This window comes from Pseudomonadota bacterium, from assembly GCA_016195085.1.
Lineage (GTDB): Bacteria > Pseudomonadota > Alphaproteobacteria > SHVZ01 > SHVZ01 > JACQAG01.
The window spans coordinates 136,558-152,458 of record JACQAG010000022.1 but is presented as its reverse complement, the minus strand read 5'-3'; the positions used below and the strand labels follow the sequence as shown (position 1 = coordinate 152,458).

Annotated in this window: 15 protein-coding genes; 6 read left to right on the top strand and 9 right to left on the bottom strand. The window is 66.7% G+C overall.

Translation table 11 applies throughout. The annotated features are described in order from the left end of the window. Nucleotides 1-244: 244 nt before the first annotated feature. The 9 genes from HY058_06460 to HY058_06420 all read right to left on the bottom strand — a co-directional run bounded on the left by HY058_06460 (nt 245) and on the right by HY058_06420 (nt 10,641). Nucleotides 245-1,795 carry an FAD-binding protein gene (locus HY058_06460; protein MBI3496927.1) on the bottom strand — a complete coding sequence of 517 codons (1,551 nt, stop codon included), beginning with the start codon at nt 1,793-1,795 and terminating at the stop codon, nt 245-247. Further along, nucleotides 1,792-2,631 (bottom strand): creatininase family protein, encoded by an 840-nt coding sequence (locus HY058_06455; GenBank protein MBI3496926.1) that lies wholly within the window; start codon nt 2,629-2,631, stop codon nt 1,792-1,794. Before HY058_06455 ends, HY058_06460 begins: the two co-directional genes overlap by 4 nt. After that, on the bottom strand, nt 2,628-3,707 hold the full coding sequence (locus HY058_06450) for a prolyl oligopeptidase family serine peptidase (GenBank protein MBI3496925.1): 1,080 nt from the start codon (nt 3,705-3,707) through the stop codon (nt 2,628-2,630). The genes HY058_06455 and HY058_06450 overlap by 4 nt, the downstream gene beginning before the upstream one ends. 35 nt (nt 3,708-3,742) lie before the next feature. Continuing rightward, on the bottom strand, nt 3,743-4,705 hold the full coding sequence (locus HY058_06445) for an ATP-binding cassette domain-containing protein (GenBank protein MBI3496924.1): 963 nt from the start codon (nt 4,703-4,705) through the stop codon (nt 3,743-3,745). Beyond that, nucleotides 4,702-5,694: an ABC transporter ATP-binding protein gene (locus HY058_06440; GenBank protein ID MBI3496923.1), complete on the bottom strand. Its 993-nt coding sequence runs from the start codon at nt 5,692-5,694 to the stop codon at nt 4,702-4,704. The genes HY058_06445 and HY058_06440 overlap by 4 nt, the downstream gene beginning before the upstream one ends. Continuing rightward, nucleotides 5,694-6,545 (bottom strand): ABC transporter permease, encoded by an 852-nt coding sequence (locus HY058_06435; protein MBI3496922.1) that lies wholly within the window; start codon nt 6,543-6,545, stop codon nt 5,694-5,696. Before HY058_06435 ends, HY058_06440 begins: the two co-directional genes overlap by 1 nt. Nucleotides 6,546-6,589: 44 nt before the next feature. Next, entirely contained in the window at nt 6,590-7,528 is a 939-nt protein-coding gene (locus tag HY058_06430) for an ABC transporter permease (GenBank protein MBI3496921.1), read from the bottom strand. A 232-nt stretch (nt 7,529-7,760) separates the two neighbouring features. Next, nucleotides 7,761-9,323: an ABC transporter substrate-binding protein gene (locus tag HY058_06425; protein MBI3496920.1), complete on the bottom strand. Its 1,563-nt coding sequence runs from the start codon at nt 9,321-9,323 to the stop codon at nt 7,761-7,763. A 172-nt stretch (nt 9,324-9,495) separates the two neighbouring features. Continuing rightward, on the bottom strand, nt 9,496-10,641 hold the full coding sequence (locus tag HY058_06420; protein ID MBI3496919.1) for a divergent polysaccharide deacetylase family protein: 1,146 nt from the start codon (nt 10,639-10,641) through the stop codon (nt 9,496-9,498). Between the two features lie 301 nt (nt 10,642-10,942). Here HY058_06420 and HY058_06415 point away from each other — a divergent pair, with 301 nt between their 5' ends. From HY058_06415 to lexA, 6 genes are all read left to right on the top strand, one after another. Beyond that, the gene (locus HY058_06415; protein MBI3496918.1) at nt 10,943-11,530 is read left to right on the top strand and encodes an aminodeoxychorismate/anthranilate synthase component II; all 588 of its coding nucleotides are present in this window, start codon (nt 10,943-10,945) and stop codon (nt 11,528-11,530) included. Further along, nucleotides 11,527-12,567 carry an anthranilate phosphoribosyltransferase gene (gene trpD, locus HY058_06410; GenBank protein ID MBI3496917.1) on the top strand — a complete coding sequence of 347 codons (1,041 nt, stop codon included), beginning with the start codon at nt 11,527-11,529 and terminating at the stop codon, nt 12,565-12,567. Before HY058_06415 ends, trpD begins: the two co-directional genes overlap by 4 nt. Beyond that, nucleotides 12,564-13,376 (top strand): indole-3-glycerol phosphate synthase TrpC, encoded by an 813-nt coding sequence (gene trpC, locus HY058_06405; GenBank protein ID MBI3496916.1) that lies wholly within the window; start codon nt 12,564-12,566, stop codon nt 13,374-13,376. Before trpD ends, trpC begins: the two co-directional genes overlap by 4 nt. Beyond that, nucleotides 13,373-13,849 carry a cyclic pyranopterin monophosphate synthase MoaC gene (gene moaC, locus HY058_06400; protein ID MBI3496915.1) on the top strand — a complete coding sequence of 159 codons (477 nt, stop codon included), beginning with the start codon at nt 13,373-13,375 and terminating at the stop codon, nt 13,847-13,849. The genes trpC and moaC overlap by 4 nt, the downstream gene beginning before the upstream one ends. Further along, on the top strand, nt 13,846-15,060 hold the full coding sequence (locus HY058_06395; GenBank protein MBI3496914.1) for a molybdopterin molybdotransferase MoeA: 1,215 nt from the start codon (nt 13,846-13,848) through the stop codon (nt 15,058-15,060). The genes moaC and HY058_06395 overlap by 4 nt, the downstream gene beginning before the upstream one ends. A gap of 114 nt (nt 15,061-15,174) precedes the next feature. Next, nucleotides 15,175-15,885 carry a transcriptional repressor LexA gene (lexA, locus tag HY058_06390; GenBank protein ID MBI3496913.1) on the top strand — a complete coding sequence of 237 codons (711 nt, stop codon included), beginning with the start codon at nt 15,175-15,177 and terminating at the stop codon, nt 15,883-15,885. Nucleotides 15,886-15,901 lie beyond the last annotated feature (16 nt).

Below are 15,901 nucleotides of genomic sequence, written 5' to 3'. Positions count from 1 at the left end.
CCGCCTCCGTTTGTTGCTGATGGTCGCAATTGCGGGGCATTCCTAGAGGGCGGCGGGGTTCGCGTGTACTAGACAAAAGTATGAAGAAAATCCTAAGAAGCGCTTGGAACATCCGTTCGGATGAAGGAGCGCCATCGCCGCCGCCGCCAAAGGCAGCGAGCCCTCTGGACCGGTCGGCACGCCTCGGATCGGGAAGGATTAACGGAATCCTAACAGTGGCGGCATCAGACGAAAGTATGAGGCCTTAGTCCGCCGCTGCCCTCTCCCCGACCGGGCTCTCGGCTGCGGCTTCACGACCGGCGATTGCGCCGCCGATAAAGCATTCGGCAAGGTTTCCCCCGGACATGTAGAGATGGCCAAACACACTGCCGAGCTCGCCGGCGGCATAGAGCTTCGGAATGACTTGACCGAAGGCGTCCAACACGCGCTGACGCGCGTCGTGCACCGGCCCACCTTGGGTGTTGGAGACGATGGGCCACATCGGCGCGTAGTAGAATGGCGGCGTGGCGATCGGCACCATGGTGCTGGCGGCCCGGCCGAATTCCGGATCGTGCCCGTCTCGACAGGCGCGGTTCCAGCGTTCCAGCGTATCGGCGAGCGCCGCCTCGGACACTTTGATCGCCCCTGCGACAGCGGCCACCGAGGCGGCGCGGCCAATGAGGCCCAGGGCGACCTCGGCCTCGTTGTCTCGGCTCCAGCTCATCCGAACGCCCCGGTCGTTATAGGTCGGCGCCCCTAAGGGGTAGAGCCTGCGACCGGCGTCATCGACGATCATGAAGGCGGGAATGCGCGGAAACCGCATGATCTCCGGGTCGAACGCCTCCATCGGGCGGTGGCCGGTATCCTGCAGGTAGGGGTGGTATTCGTTGGCGAAGCGTCGCCCGGTCTGATCGACCATGATCCAGGCCATGCGGACATCACCGCGGGGCCCCTTGCCCGGGAGCCAATCCGGCAGTCGTTTGGTGCGAATGCCGAATGGATAGCCGGGATCGGGATGGCGGAAACCATAAGAGCCGTGGAAATGCCACATGTGCCATAGACCGGCGCCGACCGCTTGAGCCATGCGGATACCGTCGCCGGTATTGCCGCGGAATGCAGCCGAGAGCACCGGCTTGATCTGCCAGAACTGCGCCTGCATCGCCCCATCGGCCTCGAAGCCGCCGGTCGCGAGCACGACGGCGCGGCGCGCCGCCACATGGCGCTCGCCCGATGGCCCATCCAGCACCACCCCCAGGACCGCCCCATCGCCGTCGCGCACCAAACGCTTCGCCGGCGTGGCAAGGCGCACCGAGATGCGGCGGCGCTCAGCCACGTTGTCGGCGACGACCTTGAACAGGCGCGCTCCGAAGATCGAGCCCCTGACCTGCGGAAATGCCTTCTCGGCATCGAAACCCGGGAGCTCGTCGATGGTGGCGAAGCCGAAGGTGTCGACGCCGGGAAAGGGGTAGTTGCCCACCGCCTCGCGGATGCCGACGGTGGCGCCGCTGACGCCGGCCAAGCACCGCAACTGGTCGGCGACCATCGTCATGCCGCGAGCGAGCACCGCCAGCACCGCATCGGGCGTGGTGCCGGCATTGGTCGCCTTGAGATAGGCCAACGCCTCGTCGGCATCCAGCGCCAGGCGCACGCCGCCTGCCGAGCACACCGAAATGCCGCCGGGATCCGGCATTTTCTCGACGAGCAGCACCTCCGCCCCGGCATCGGCCGCCTCGATCGCGGCAATGCCGCCGGCATATCCGAAACCGACGATCACGACATCGACGGTCTCATCCCAAGAGCGCGGTCCTTGCGTCATCGCTTCGAACCTCGACGGCGCCTTGGTGCCGCGCCGGCGGCGGCCTTGACCGCCGCGAAGGCTTCGGGAAACAGCGCGCGAATGCCCGCAACCAGCTCGCCCGCCATGGCGTCCAGGATCTTGCGGCCCTTGGCGACGGTGGCGAGGCTCGGATCGCCGCGCACGCCGGTCAGGCTGTAGTCGATGCCGGAATCGGGATTGCCCCCGAAGGTGCTGGGTTGCACGAAAACGGTCTGCGGCGCCTTCAGCATATTGCCGTAGTCGGGGCGCGCCAACGCCATCTTCACCGAGCCTGGCTCGATCGCGAGGATCATCGAGGTTTCATGCTCATCGCCATGCCCGCCCAGCTTCTGCCGCATGAGGTTGCTCGTCGCCCGGCCGAGACCGCGAATATCGGCGCAGGCGACGCGCACTTTGCATTCGACCAGGATGTCGCGCTGCACGATCCGCAAAGGCGCCTCTGTTGACACCCCCGTATTGATGATCGCGATCCGCGTCACGCCATGGTCGATCAGATTGCCGATGAGATCCTTGACCAGCGCAACGAAGGTCTCGGCACGAAGATGCTGGCTTCCGGGATAGTTGATGAAGGCGGGGTAGTAGCCGAAGTCGATGACCGGCGCCACCACCACCGGCAGCGCCGCGGCCACCCGTCGGCCGAGCTCGCGTGCCAAGAGATAATCCGTCTTCAGCGGCAAGTGATGGCCATGCTCCTTCGAGCGGGCGCCGATGGGAACGACGACGACGGCGCCGGCGCGGAACCGCTTCTGCGCCTCGGGCCAGGTGAGATCCTCCAACCACGCGCCCGGCGCGGCACCGCTTCGCGCCTTGCTCATAGCCAGCGTTCCAGGAAGCGCCGCACATCGGGCGCCCAGAGCAGCTGGCCGGTGCTCTCGAACAAGTGCCCTTCGTCGCGGTTGATCCCATAGTCGGGATAGATCCTGGACTCGATCACCTTGCCGCTGCCGGCCAGGGCTGCGGCCAATTCGATCGTCGGGCGGATGCTGTAATCGCTGGCCGCCTGGATGAAGAACATGGGCCGGGTGAGGCGATGCGCGGCGGCGAGCATGAGCCGGCGCAGCTGCGGCGTTCGATCCCAGTTCATCGCCGCGCCGGCGAAATCGATGCCGCAGCGAAAGCGATCCGATTTGGCCGCGGCCAGCAGGGTGTTGACGCCGCCGAACGAGCTCCCCATCACGCCGATGCGGTCGCGCTCGATCTCCGGCAGGGTCTCGACGAAGTCCAGCGCCGCCAACACGTCGTCACTCTCCCCGTCGAGGCGCCTGGCGATCTGCTCGTCATATTCCGGCGTGCCGAACTCCGCCGAGCAATCCTGGCGCCAGGGTGTACCGGGCGAATTGCCGTAGCCGCGGCGATGCGGCAGGAACGAAGCAATCCCCCAGCTCAAGAGCCAGCTTGCGGTGCCGGGGCGCGATATATCCGTGCTGCCCTGCTGGATGCCGCTGCCGTGGTTGCGGATCATGCAAGGAAACGGCCCGGTGCCTGGCGGCATGTAGAGGAAGCCCTTGAGTGTCAGCCCGCCGCTTTGGAAGGCGAGCTCCCGAGGCACGATCGGCAGCCCCGCCAACGTCCGGGCACCGACGCGGCCGCTCAAGTCCGCATCGCGTGACTCCAGATGGCGCTCGAAGCGGGCGATGGCCTCCCGCATCTCGCTGCGTACGCGCTCGAACTCGGCGCTCTCCGCCCGGGCCTTCAAATCGGCTTGGTGCGTCGCGGCATCGGCGAACTCGCATTCCCAGCTCACATCCGGCCCCTCGCCTCCGGCCTTGAGGTAGATGGAGCCGGCCGGCAGCCCCAGCGCCACGCGCACGGCGTTCGCCTTGCGCCGCGTGGCGAGCACGGCCGCTTCTCGGCCCGGCTTCGCATAGTAGTTGGTTCGCTCGAAGATCATCGTCCCCCTCGATCCCAGTCTATCTCGAAAAATGGCTATCCCGGAAAATGGCAGCGAACCCAGCGTCCAGACTCGACCTCGCGAAACTCCGGGACGAGCTCGCGGCACTTGGGCTCCGCTTTCGGACATCGCGTGCGAAAGGCGCAGCCGGTCGGCGGATCGAGCGGGCTCGGCATCTCCCCCTGCAAGATCTGCCTTTTTCCGCGGCGCTTCGGATCGGGTTCGGGAACCGCGCCGATGAGCGCCGTGGTATAGGGATGGAGCGGCCGCTCGAACAGCGCCTCCTCGCTCGCGAGCTCGACCAGCCGGCCCAGATACATGACCGCGATGCGATGGCTCACATGCCGAACCACCGCGAGGTTGTGGGAGATGAACAAGAGCGAGAGCCCGAACTGTCGCTGAATGTCGCCGAGGAGGTTGAGAATCTGCGCTTGAATGGACACGTCGAGCGCGGAGACCGCTTCGTCGCAGACGATCAGCTTTGGGGTCAGCGCCAGCGCCCGGGCGATGCCGATCCGCTGGCGTTGACCGCCGGAGAATGCGTGCGGATACCGGCTGGCATACTCGGGCGCCAATCCGACGATCTCCATCACCTCGGCCACGCGCCGATCGATCGCTGGGCGATCGAGACCGAAGTTCTGCAGCGGCTCGGCGATGATGTCGCGAACGCGAAGCCTGGGGTTGAGCGAGGAGAAGGGATCTTGAAAGACCACCTGCAGGTGGCGACGCAGCGGGCGCATCTCGGCCTCGGCGAGGCGCGTGATGTCCCGTCCATCGAACCGAATCCGGCCGGCCGATGGCTCGACCAATCTCAGGATCATACGGCCAAGCGTGGTCTTGCCGCAGCCGCTCTCCCCGACGCAGCCGAGGGTCTCCCCCGGCGACAGATCGAAATTGACGTCTTCGACCGCTCGCAGCCGACGTGGCGCTGCAAACCCGGAAGCGGCCACGGAAAAATCCTTGGACAAGCCTTCGACGCTGAGCAGCTTCGCGCTCACGACGGCCTCCCGGAAAGGAGGCCTGGCTCGCCCGCGCGCCAGCAGCGGACACCGCCGGCCGCACTCGTCCGTTCGAGGACCGGCATCTCCGATCGGCAGCGTTCGACCGCATCCGGGCAGCGCGGGTGAAATCGGCAGCCGCTCGGAAACTGCCTGGGCGAGGGTGTGGCGCCCGCGATCGCCTCCAGACGCTGCCGCTTCGCCGTCGCCAACGGCACGGAGCGGAGAAGCAGCCGCGTATAGGGATGCTGCGGACGCTCGAAAAGATCGGCAACCGAAGCCTCTTCGACGATCTGGCCCGCATACATGACGATGACGCGGTCGGCGATGTCGGCGATGACGCCGAGATCGTGGGTGATCATCATGATCGCCGCACCGGTCTTGTCGCGGAGCCTGCGCATGAGCTCGAGGATCTGCGCCTGGATGGTGACGTCGAGCGCGGTCGTCGGCTCGTCGGCGATGAGGAGAAGCGGCGAGCAGGCGATCGCAATCGCCACCATAACCCGCTGGCGCATGCCGCCCGACAGCTGGTGCGGATACTGACCGAGCCGCTCCGCGGGCGCCGGGATGCCGACCTCGCCCATGAGCTCGACCGCGCGGGCCCGCGCCTCGGTCCAGCCGATGCCGAGATGCTCGACCAAGGTCTCGGCGATCTGGAGGCCCACGGTGTAGACGGGATTGAGGCTGGTCATCGGCTCCTGAAAGATCATCGAAACCGCCTGCCCGCGGACACTCAGCATCTCCTGCTCGGAGAGGCGGGTGAGATCGCGGCCGTCCAGCTCGACCCGTCCGCGGTCGATGGCGCCTTGCTCGCCCAGCAGACGCATGATCGACAGCGCCGTCACCGACTTGCCGGAGCCGCTCTCACCCACGACACCCAAGACCTCCCCTGGCGCCAACCGAAAGGAGATGCCATCCACCACGGTCAAGCGCCGGTCGAGCGCCTGGAACGACACGGCAAGATCACTGACCTCCAAGAGGCTGACCATCAGCGATCGCGGACGCGCGGGTCCAAGAGGTCGCGCAGCCCGTCACCCAAGAGATTGAAGCCGATGATGGTCAGCGCCAGCGCCGTCGAGGCCGAGAGCCCGAGATATGGCTCGGTGCGCAGGCGCAGAATGCCGTCGCGGATCATGCCGCCCCAGCTCGGCGTCGGCTCCTGCACGCCGATGCCGAGAAAGGAGAGCGTTGCCTCCGCCATGATGATGAAGCCGACACCGATCGAGGCGCGCACGATGAGCGGCGCCACGATATTGGGCAGCAAATGGCGGAACAGGATGGTGAACGGCCTGGTGCCGCAGGCGATCGCCGCGTCGACATAGAGCTCGGTCTTCAGCCCCAGCACCAAGGACCGCGTGAGCCGGGCGACACCCGGCCACCAGACGAGCGAGAGCGCTGCGATGACGGTCAAGACGCCCGGCCCCATGACGGCTGCGATCAGGATAGCGAACACGATATCGGGAAAGGCGAAGACGATGTCGACCGTGCGCATGATGAGGGAGTCGAGCCAGCCGCCGAAATATCCGGCGATCATGCCCAAGAGAATGCCCACCGAGAGCGTAATCGCCAGCACCGAGAAGGCGACGACCAGCGACACCCGCGCGCCTAAGATGAGCCGGCTCAGCACATCGCGGCCGAGCGAGTCGCCGCCGAGCCACTGGTCGGCCGAAGGCTCGGCCCACACCGAGAGCAGGTCGGTGTCCTCGTAGCTATGCGGCGCCAGCTGGTCGGCGAACAAGGCCACGAGGATGACGAGAGCCACCAGCACGGAACCCGCCACTGCGTTCCGATTGCGCCGGAAGCGAATCCAGAACTCCGATCGCGAGGTGAGCACAGGCAAGGCCGACTTGGCCCCCGCATCGGCCGTAGGCAGGCTTGCCAGTGTCACGATTGCCCACCACCAAGGCGGATGCGCGGATCGATCAGACCGTAGAGCAGATCCACGACGAGATTGACCATGGTGTAGAAGAAGGTGAACAACAGCACGATTGCCGTTGTCACCGGATAGTCGCGAGCGAACACGGACTGTATGGCAAGGCGTCCCAGGCCTGGAATGTTGAAAATGGTCTCGATGACGAAACTAGCCGACAACAGCGTGCCAAATATGATGCCAATCGTCGTCAGCAAGGGCACGAGCGTGTTGCGCAAGGCGTGGCGGTAGACAACGAGGCGCTCGCGCAGTCCCTTTGCCCGGGCGGTTCGAATGTAATCCTGTCCAAGGACCTCCAGCATATAGGTGCGCGACAGGCGGCCGATTTGCGCAGCCGGCTGAAGCGCCAGGACCAGCACCGGAAGCACGGCCTGGTCGAGCCTGCCCCACCCGGCCACCGGCAGCACCGCAAGTTTGACGCTGAAGAGGTACACGAGATAGGCAGCCATGGCGAAATTAGGAATGGAAATACCGGCAACGAGCGCGAGGATCACCGCCGTGTCGGCTCGACGATTGCGTCGCAGCGCCGCAAAGATGCCGACCACCACGCCAGTTGGCACGGCCAAGGCGGTGGCAGCGAGAGCGAGCACCGGGCTGATCATCAGCCCGTCCCAGATCACATCGACGACATGCGCGCCGACGAAGCGGAATGACAATCCGAAGTCGCCGTGCAGGATGGAGAGGATGTAGTTGACGAATTGCTGCCAGACCGGGAGCGTGAGTCCGTACTGGGCGCGCAGGCGGTCGGCCAGCTCCTTATTCGCCGACTGATCGCTCAACATGATCGTGATCGGGTCGCCCGGAATGAGCTGGTTGGCCGCGAAGGTCAATATGATCGCGGCCAGCAGCACCGGGATGAGCCCGATCAAGCGACGCGTGGCGTAGCGCAGCACCTTAAGTCGCGACTAGTGCGATCGCCCCGACGCGCTTTCCGTGTTCCTCAATCGTCATTGCCGGGCTTGACTCGGCAATCCATCGTACGCGCGGTCGCCCCAGAAGCCGTTGGATGCCCTCTGCTTCTTAAGCCTGCTCACGAATACGACGGATGCCCGGATCAAGTCCGGGCATGACGAAAAAGGCGGACAGAACGTCTGAGGCACGGCACGAGCTTCCGTCGGTGCCCGATCAATTGATCTGGATCTTGTTGAACGGCGAATAGCCGAAGGGCGTCACCGTCACGTTCTTGACGTTGGGCTTGCGCAGGGCCACGACGGCGGGGATCGGCAGCGGTGCCGTCGCCCAATCCGCCATCAGCACCCGTTCGGCTTCGTGGTAGATCTTGTAGCGCTCGGCGTCGGCGGCGGTGGCCTGCGCCTTTTCGATGAGCCGATCATAGTCGGGGTTCTTGTAGCGGGCCCGATTGTAGGGACTGGGCCCGTACCACATCTGCGAGAGATAGTAGAGGCCGTCGGGATAATCCGCCGTCCAGCCCCAGGGGAAGAAGGCGACCTCGCCGGCATTCATCTGCTTGATGTGGGTGCCGCGCTCGACGATCTTGACGTTCACCTCCATGCCGAGCACGCGCTTCAGCTGGTTGGCGTAGTAGGTGATCTCGTCCTTGAAGATCTCGGTCGACTGGATGTCGACCGGAGGCATGCCCTTGCCGCCCGGCAGCCCAGCCTCGACCAGCAGCTTCTTCGCGCGCTCGGGATCGAATTTGAGCGGCGGCACGTTCTTCGGATCGAAGCCGGCCACGCCCGGGGTGATCTGGCCGTTGAGCTGGAACGCCGCGCCCTTGTAGAGGCCTTTGATCATGCCTGGGCGATCGATCGACAGCGAGATCGCCTCGCGCACCCGCTTGTCCTTGAAGGGCGCATAGAGGCTCTGGTTCATGCCGAGATAGCGCGCTTGCGCCCGCGGCGACTCGATGAGCTCGGCCTTGTAGCGGGGATCGCCGAGGACGCGGCTGACAATGTTCTCGGGCACGTAGAGGAAGTCGATGTCGCCGGCATCGTACATCGACAAGGCGGTGTCGCTCGAGGGAACGATCGGCATCGACACGCCGTCGACGGTCGGAGCACCACCCCAATAGGCCTTATGCGCCTCCAAGGTCACCGACACACCGCGTTTCCAGGCGATCGATTTGAACGGGCCGGTGCCGGCGGAGACCTTGTTGAACCATTCCGGCCCCTGCTCCGCCATGACGGCGGAATCCATGATGAGGAAGGGGTAGATCGGGAAGAGCACGTCCTTGACCGCAAGATGGATGTCGACGGTGTTGTCGTCGATCACGACGATGCCGGGAGCATCCTTGGCCTTACCGTCCAGCATTTCCTGCGCGCCCTTGACGTTCTTCAGATAAACAACCGCCGATCCGCCCTTCATGCTGGGCGTCAGCATGGTCTCGAAGGTGAACTTCACGTCCTTGGCGGAGAGCTCGCGGCCGCTGTGGAACTTGACGCCCTTGCGCAGGTGGAAGCGGAAGCCGTTGCCGTTGTCGATCGTCTCCCAGCTCGTCGCCAGCGCCGGCGAAACCTTGCCCTCGCCCGATACGCTGGTGAAGCTCTCATAGACGTTCTTCAGAATGTCGCCGGCGACGATCTCGGAATTGGTGATCGGGTCGATCATGGCCGGATCGGCCCGGAGCGCCGTGCGGAACGTCTTCGCATCGGCGCCGCCGAGTAGGATCGTACTCGCTGCCAGCGCGCCTGCGACGGCGCCAAACACGGTTGCGGTCAGATGGCGCATCGATGTCTCCTCAGGGGTCAGCGTCCCGGCTCGAGCCGCGCAGGCGCATCTTGGCTTTTTTGGATTTCCCTCCGACGGCCTGAAAAGTATGCGCTTGCTCCGCGAAGCCGCGCAAGCCTGCCCGGCAGCAGCATCGCCTACGAACGCGTGATCCAGGGCCGTCCCCGCTCTCTCAGCGGCGGTCGCCCAGCTCGCCGGCGACCATGATCCGGGACATGACGACGGCGCTCACCGGCACCAGGCGGAAGCCTCGTGTCTCGACGCCGAGCAGCCATTGCTCGAGCTCGGCCAGGGTCACCTCGCGCGGATGGCCGATGGCGATCGCGTGACCCTGCCGCCGGGCGATCTGCTCCAGCTCCGCCAGCCGCCGCAGGACCGCATCGCTCCTGTCCTCGTTGTCGAGGAAGACGTCGCGAACGGCACTCGGGACCCCGTGCTCGACCGCGACCTGGAAGGCGACGCTCTGGGCGGTCGTGCGGGAATCGAGGAATAGCAGGCCCCGGCGCTTGAGCTCGGCGGCGACCGGCCCCATGGTTTCCGCATTGCTGGTGAAGCGGCTTCCCATGTGATTGTTGATGCCGACATAGCCCTGGAAGCTCTCCAGATCCCGCACCAGGCGGTGCAGAAGCTCGGTGCGCGACTGCTTGACCAAGAGCACGTTCGGACCCGGATCGTGATACTCCCCGAAGGGCTCCATCGGCACATGCACCATCAGCTCGTGGCCGGCCGCATGCGCCGCCTCGGTCTGCGCCTTCAAGTCCTGGGCGTAGGGCAGGAAGGCGATGGTGAGGGGTGCCCGCAACCGGATCGCCTGCTGAGTGCGCGCGCGATCGACCCCGGCATCATCGATGACGACGGCAATCATCGGCCGATCATCCGGCGGCGGCACCGCAACGGCATAGCGACGCCAGGGCTGGCCCTGGTCGAGGGGCGGCGGCGGGAGCGATGACAGTGCCGGCGGCGGCGGCAGCGTCGGCCTCACGCGCTGCATTGGTGCAGGCACGGCCGGGGGTGCTGTGACCGGCGGGCTCGGTTGCAGCGCCGGCGCGGGCGGGCTCGCGAGCGCCGGGGCGCGGGACGCCACCGCACCGGGTCGATAAGGCGGGGCGCGGTAGATCGGCTGCTCGGCCGCCGAGGCCATCAATCGGTCGAGCGCGCGGCGGTCGCGGGCGGAATATTCCGGCGGCGGGCCGGAGGGATCCGCGGCCGTTGGGATCGGCGGGGGCTTCCCCTGCCAGCCGGTCATCGCCATCCCCAGACCCACCCCGATCGCAAACACCGAGGCGGCAGCCACCACCCAGGACCGGTTGCCCCCCACGAACGAGCCGAAGCTCCGGGCGAGCCAGCCGGGCCGCGAAGCCTGGCGGGTGGACCTTTGGTGAGCGGGGGTTCGTGAGGAGCGTCGCCGGCGTGCTTTCCGAGAGGCCACGCGCAATGCCTCCGCAGGCCGTTGACAGCAGACGCAATATATAGTGGTTCGCTGCCGGCTCCAAGCTAGGTCACAAAATGCTCATGGCGGACCGGATCCGGCGCCTCGGCTTTCACGCGAAGAGGGGACTTGCTATAAGGCGGCGCCCACGCCGAGCCTGTCTCCACGAGACCACTGCCAAGCGACGCCGATGCTCCTGCTGATCGATAACTACGACAGCTTCACTTACAATCTCTGGCACTTCCTGGGCGAGCTCGGGGCCGAGGTCGAGGTGGTGCGCAACGACGCAATCAGCGTCGATGCGGCGCTCGCCAAGCGGCCGCAGGGCATCGTCCTCTCCCCGGGCCCCTGCGATCCCGACCGCGCCGGAATCTGCCTTGCCCTCATTCGCGCCGCCGCGGACCAGGTGCCCATCCTCGGCGTCTGCCTCGGCCACCAGGCGATCGGCCAGGCCTTCGGCGGCAAGGTGGTGCGGGCGCCCTTGCCTATGCACGGCAAGGTTTCCAAGGTTCGCCATGACGCGAGCGGCCTGTTCCAAGGCATTGCGAATGAATTCCAGGGCACGCGCTACCACTCGCTGATCGTCGAGCGCGCGAGCCTTCCCAACACCTTGCGCGTGACCGCCGAGACCGATGACGGGCTGATCATGGGATTGCAGCATCATCAAGCGCCGATCTACGGCGTGCAGTTCCATCCGGAGAGCATCGCCTCCGAGCATGGTCACACGCTGCTCGGCAACTTCCTGGCCGTGACCCAGCCCCGGCGTCGAGCGGCATGACCGAAGCATCCGTCGATCTGAAGCCGCTCATCGCCAAAGCCGCTTCCGGCCAGCGTCTCACCGGCGCCGAGGCGGAGGCTGCCTTCGAGATCATGATGTCCGGCAACGCCACGCCGGCGCAGATGGGCGGCTTCTTGATGGCGCTTCGGGTGCGCGGCGAGACCGTCGAGGAGATTGCCGGCGCCGCCAGGGCAATGCGGGCCAAGGCGCTCAAGGTCGAGGCTCCCCTGGGCGCCATCGACACCTGCGGCACCGGCGGCGATGCCTCGGGCACTTTCAACGTGTCGACCGCCGCCGCCCTGGTGGTCGCCTCCTTGGGTGTGCCGGTGGCCAAGCATGGCAACCGGGCGCTCTCCTCCAGAGCGGGTTCGGCCGATGTCTTGACCGCGCTCGGCGTCAACATCGATGCCGATATCGGCCTCGTGCGCCAAGCCCTCTTCGAAGTGGGCATCGGCTTCATGATGGCGCCGCGCCACCATGCCGCCATGCGCAACGTCGCCCCCACCCGGGTCGAGCTCGGCACCCGCACCGTCTTCAATCTGCTCGGCCCCCTCTCCAACCCGGCCGGCGCCAAGCGCCAGCTCTTGGGCGTGTTCGCCCGCGAGTGGGTCGGACCGATCGCCGACGTGCTGCAGGCGCTCGGATCGGAATGCGCCTGGGTCGTCCATGGCTCGGATGGGATCGACGAGATCACCACGACCGGGCCGACGCTTGTCGCCGAGCTCAGGGGCGGGCGGGTGACCCGCTTCGAGATCACGCCCGAGGATGCGGGCTTGCCCAGAGCCAAGCCCGAGCAGCTCAAGGGTTCGGATGCCGCCGGCAATGCCGCCGCACTCACCGGCGTTCTGGCCGGCATGCCCGGCGCCTATCGCGACATCGTTGTCCTCAACAGCGCGGCGGCGTTGATCGTCGCCGGCAAGGCGGCGACATTGAAGGAAGGGGCGTTACTGGCAGCAAAGGCCATCGACGAAGGACGGGCCCGTGCGACCTTGGGGCGCCTGGTCGCCATCACCAATTCCGGTGCGGCCAAGCCATGAGCGACGTGCTCGACCGTATCTGCCGCGACAAGGCGAAGCACGTTGCCGCCGCCAAGGCGCGCGTCTCCGCCGCCGAGCAGCAGCGCCGCGCCGAGGGAGCCCCAACTCCCCGGGGCTTCGCCGAGCGCCTGCGGGGGGCGACCGCCTCCGGCTACGGCCTCATTGCCGAGATCAAGCGCGCTTCGCCCAGCAAGGGCCTCATCCGTGCCGATTTCGATCCGCCGAGTCTGGCCCGCGCCTATCAAACTGGCGGTGCCGCCTGTCTTTCGGTGCTGACCGACGCGCCCTATTTCCAAGGCGAGGACCGTTATCTGGTCGAGGCGCGGGCGGCGGTGGAGCTGCCGGTGCTGCGCAAGGATTTCATGATCGACCCTTATCAGATCGTCGAGTCGAGGGCGCTCGGAGCCGATTGCGTGCTCGTCATCATGGCGGCGGTGGACGACCGCATGGCCGCGGCACTGGTCGCCAGCGCCCACGGGCTCGGCATGGACGTGCTGGTCGAGGTTCATGATGCCGGCGAGCTCGATCGAGCCCTGGCCTTGCCGGCAAAGCTCATCGGAATCAACAACCGCGACCTGAAGACCCTCAAGGTCGATCTCGCCACGGCCGCGACCCTGGCGCCGAAGGTGCCGGCGGATCGGCTTGTCGTCGCCGAGAGCGGGCTCGAGGGTCCGGCCGATCTGGCGCGGCTCGCGGCCGTCGGCGTGCGCTCCTTTCTCGTCGGCGAGTCCCTGATGCGCCAGAGCGATGTCGAGCGAGCGACCCGCGCCCTGCTGGCGCCGATCGCGGCCGAGACGGTTCGCGCATGAGCCGCTTGACCCATCTCGATGCCGAAGGACGCGCCGCCATGGTCGACGTCTCGGCCAAGAGCGAGACCGCCCGGGTTGCGGTGGCGCGGGGCAGCGTGCTCATGCGGCCCGAGACCTTGCAGCAGATCATCGATGGCGGCGTACCGAAGGGCGACGTCTTGGCGGCGGCGCGTCTGGCCGGGATCATGGCGGCGAAGAAGACGGCGGATCTCATTCCGCTCTGTCACCCGCTGGGCCTCGAGTCGGTGACGATCGAGTTCACTTACGAAGAAGCGCGGGCCGCCGTCGACATCACCGCCACCTGCAAGCTCAGGGGCCGCACCGGCGTCGAGATGGAAGCACTGACCGCCGTCAGCGTCGCGGCACTCACCATCTACGACATGTGCAAGGCGATCGATCGCGGCATGCGCATCACCGACATCCGGCTCACCCACAAGAGCGGCGGCAAGTCAGGAGTGTGGACGGCGCCATGATCCCGGTCGCCGAAGCGCTTCGGCGCCTCCTCGACGGGCTCGAGCCCGTCGGGGTCGAAGAGGTGGGCGTCGCCGAGGCGCTCGGCCGGGTGCTGGCGGAGGATGTGCGGGCGCGGGTGACGCAGCCGCCATGGCCGGTTTCGGCCATGGACGGCTATGCCGTGCGCGCCGCCGACGTCGCCACCGTTCCGGCCCGGCTCAAGGTGGTCGGTGCCATACCGGCCGGCGCCAGCTTCGCGGGCGCCGTGGGCGAGCGCGAGGCGGTCCGTATCTTCACCGGCGCGCCCTTGCCCACCGGCGCCGATGCGATCGTGATCCAGGAAGACACCAAGCGCGAGGGCGAGGCGGTGGTGGTCGGCGAAAGCGCGCCCAAGGGCCGCTACGTCCGGCCGGCCGGGCTCGATTTCCGCGCGGGCGAAATCGGGCTTGCCGCCGGCCGCGTCATGAGCGCCCGCGATGTGGGTCTCGCCGCCGCCATGAACGTGCCTTGGCTCAGGGTCCGGCGCCGACCGCAGGTGGCGATCCTCGCCACCGGAGACGAGGTGGTGCGGCCCGGCGATCCCCTCGGCCCGAACCAGATCGTCAGCTCCAACGGCTTTGCCCTTGCCGCCCTCATCGCGGCCTTGGGAGCGATGCCGATCTCGCTCGGCATCGCCGCCGACACGATCGAGAGCCTGGTCGATCGCGCCGCCCACGCCGCCGGTGCCGATCTCCTCATCACCACCGGTGGCGCGTCCGTGGGCGACCACGATCTCGTTCAGCAAGCCCTCGGTCAAAAGGGATTGGCGGTCGACTTCTGGAAGATCGCCATGCGCCCCGGCAAGCCCTTGATGTGGGGCCGCATGGGCCGGGTTCCGGTCTTGGGCCTGCCGGGCAATCCCGTCTCCACCTTGGTCTGCAGCCTGGTTTTCCTGAAGCCGGCGCTCGACCGGCTCATGGGCCTGAAGGAAACGGCCCAGCCCACCGCCACCGCCCGCCTCACCCGCGCGCTCCCGGCGAACGACCGCCGCCAGGACTACCTGCGCTCGACCCTTGCCCATGGGGATGGTGGTGCCCTCTTGGTGACACCCTTCGAGAAGCAGGATTCCTCCATGCTCTCGCTCATGGTGCGGGCGGATTGCCTGGTGGTGCGCCCGCCCCTGGATCCGACGCTGGTGGCCGGTGCGGCGGTGGAAATCCTTACCTTCCCGTCCGGCCGGGCCGGCTTTTGAGGACCGCACGCGGGGGTTCGCCCCCTTGACATCATCCCCAGAACTAAACTAGAACATGCGCAACGGTTGCGCATTTGTTCTATATGTAGTGGTTGCGGCGAACGGGGGTGGCAGATGCTGACACGCAAACAATACGAGCTGCTCACATTCATCAATCAGCGGCTCAACGACAATGGTGTGTCGCCTTCCTTCGATGAGATGAAAGACGCTCTTGGGTTGAAATCGAAGTCTGGCATTCACCGTTTGATTACCGGTCTGGAGGAGCGCGGCTTCATTCGCCGCCTGCCCCACCGCGCCCGCGCGCTCGAAGTCCTGCGCCTGCCCGAAGCTGTTGCCGCGCCGCCGCGCGAGCTAGCCCGCGCCCGCGGCTTCGCCCCCAACGTCATTCCCGGCAACTTTACCGGCGCCATGCCCGGTGCGACGGTGGCGGCGGAGGCCGGAACCGTGCAGTTGCCGCTTTACGGCAAGATCGCAGCCGGTACGCCGATCGAGGCGCTGCGAGACAATTCGAGCCAAGTCGATGTGCCCGCGAGCCTGCTCGCCGGCGGCGAGCACTATGCCCTTCAGGTTGCCGGCGACTCGATGATCGATGCCGCAATCCAGGATGGCGACACGGTGGTGGTCAGGCGCTGCGACACGGCGGAGAACGGCACCATCGTCATCGCTCTCGTCGACGACAACGAGGTGACCTTGAAGCGGCTCCGACGCAAGGGCGCCTCGGTCGCCCTCGAGCCGGCCAACAAGACCTACGAGACCCGGATCTTCGGTCCGGACCGCGTCAAGGTGCAGGGTCGTCTGGTCGGCCTCATTCGCCGCTACCAGTAGTAGCCTAAGCGGCGCG

Coding starts and splice junctions, on each gene's coding strand:
- HY058_06460 (MBI3496927.1), bottom strand. CDS start 1,795: ATGACGCAAGGACCGCGCTCTTGGGATGAGACCGTCGATGTCGTGATC.
- HY058_06455 (MBI3496926.1), bottom strand. CDS start 2,631: ATGAGCAAGGCGCGAAGCGGTGCCGCGCCGGGCGCGTGGTTGGAGGAT.
- HY058_06450 (MBI3496925.1), bottom strand. CDS start 3,707: ATGATCTTCGAGCGAACCAACTACTATGCGAAGCCGGGCCGAGAAGCG.
- HY058_06440 (MBI3496923.1), bottom strand. CDS start 5,694: ATGGTCAGCCTCTTGGAGGTCAGTGATCTTGCCGTGTCGTTCCAGGCG.
- HY058_06425 (MBI3496920.1), bottom strand. CDS start 9,323: ATGCGCCATCTGACCGCAACCGTGTTTGGCGCCGTCGCAGGCGCGCTG.
- HY058_06415 (MBI3496918.1), top strand. CDS start 10,943: ATGCTCCTGCTGATCGATAACTACGACAGCTTCACTTACAATCTCTGG.
- trpD (MBI3496917.1), top strand. CDS start 11,527: ATGACCGAAGCATCCGTCGATCTGAAGCCGCTCATCGCCAAAGCCGCT.
- trpC (MBI3496916.1), top strand. CDS start 12,564: ATGAGCGACGTGCTCGACCGTATCTGCCGCGACAAGGCGAAGCACGTT.
- moaC (MBI3496915.1), top strand. CDS start 13,373: ATGAGCCGCTTGACCCATCTCGATGCCGAAGGACGCGCCGCCATGGTC.
- HY058_06395 (MBI3496914.1), top strand. CDS start 13,846: ATGATCCCGGTCGCCGAAGCGCTTCGGCGCCTCCTCGACGGGCTCGAG.
- lexA (MBI3496913.1), top strand. CDS start 15,175: ATGCTGACACGCAAACAATACGAGCTGCTCACATTCATCAATCAGCGG.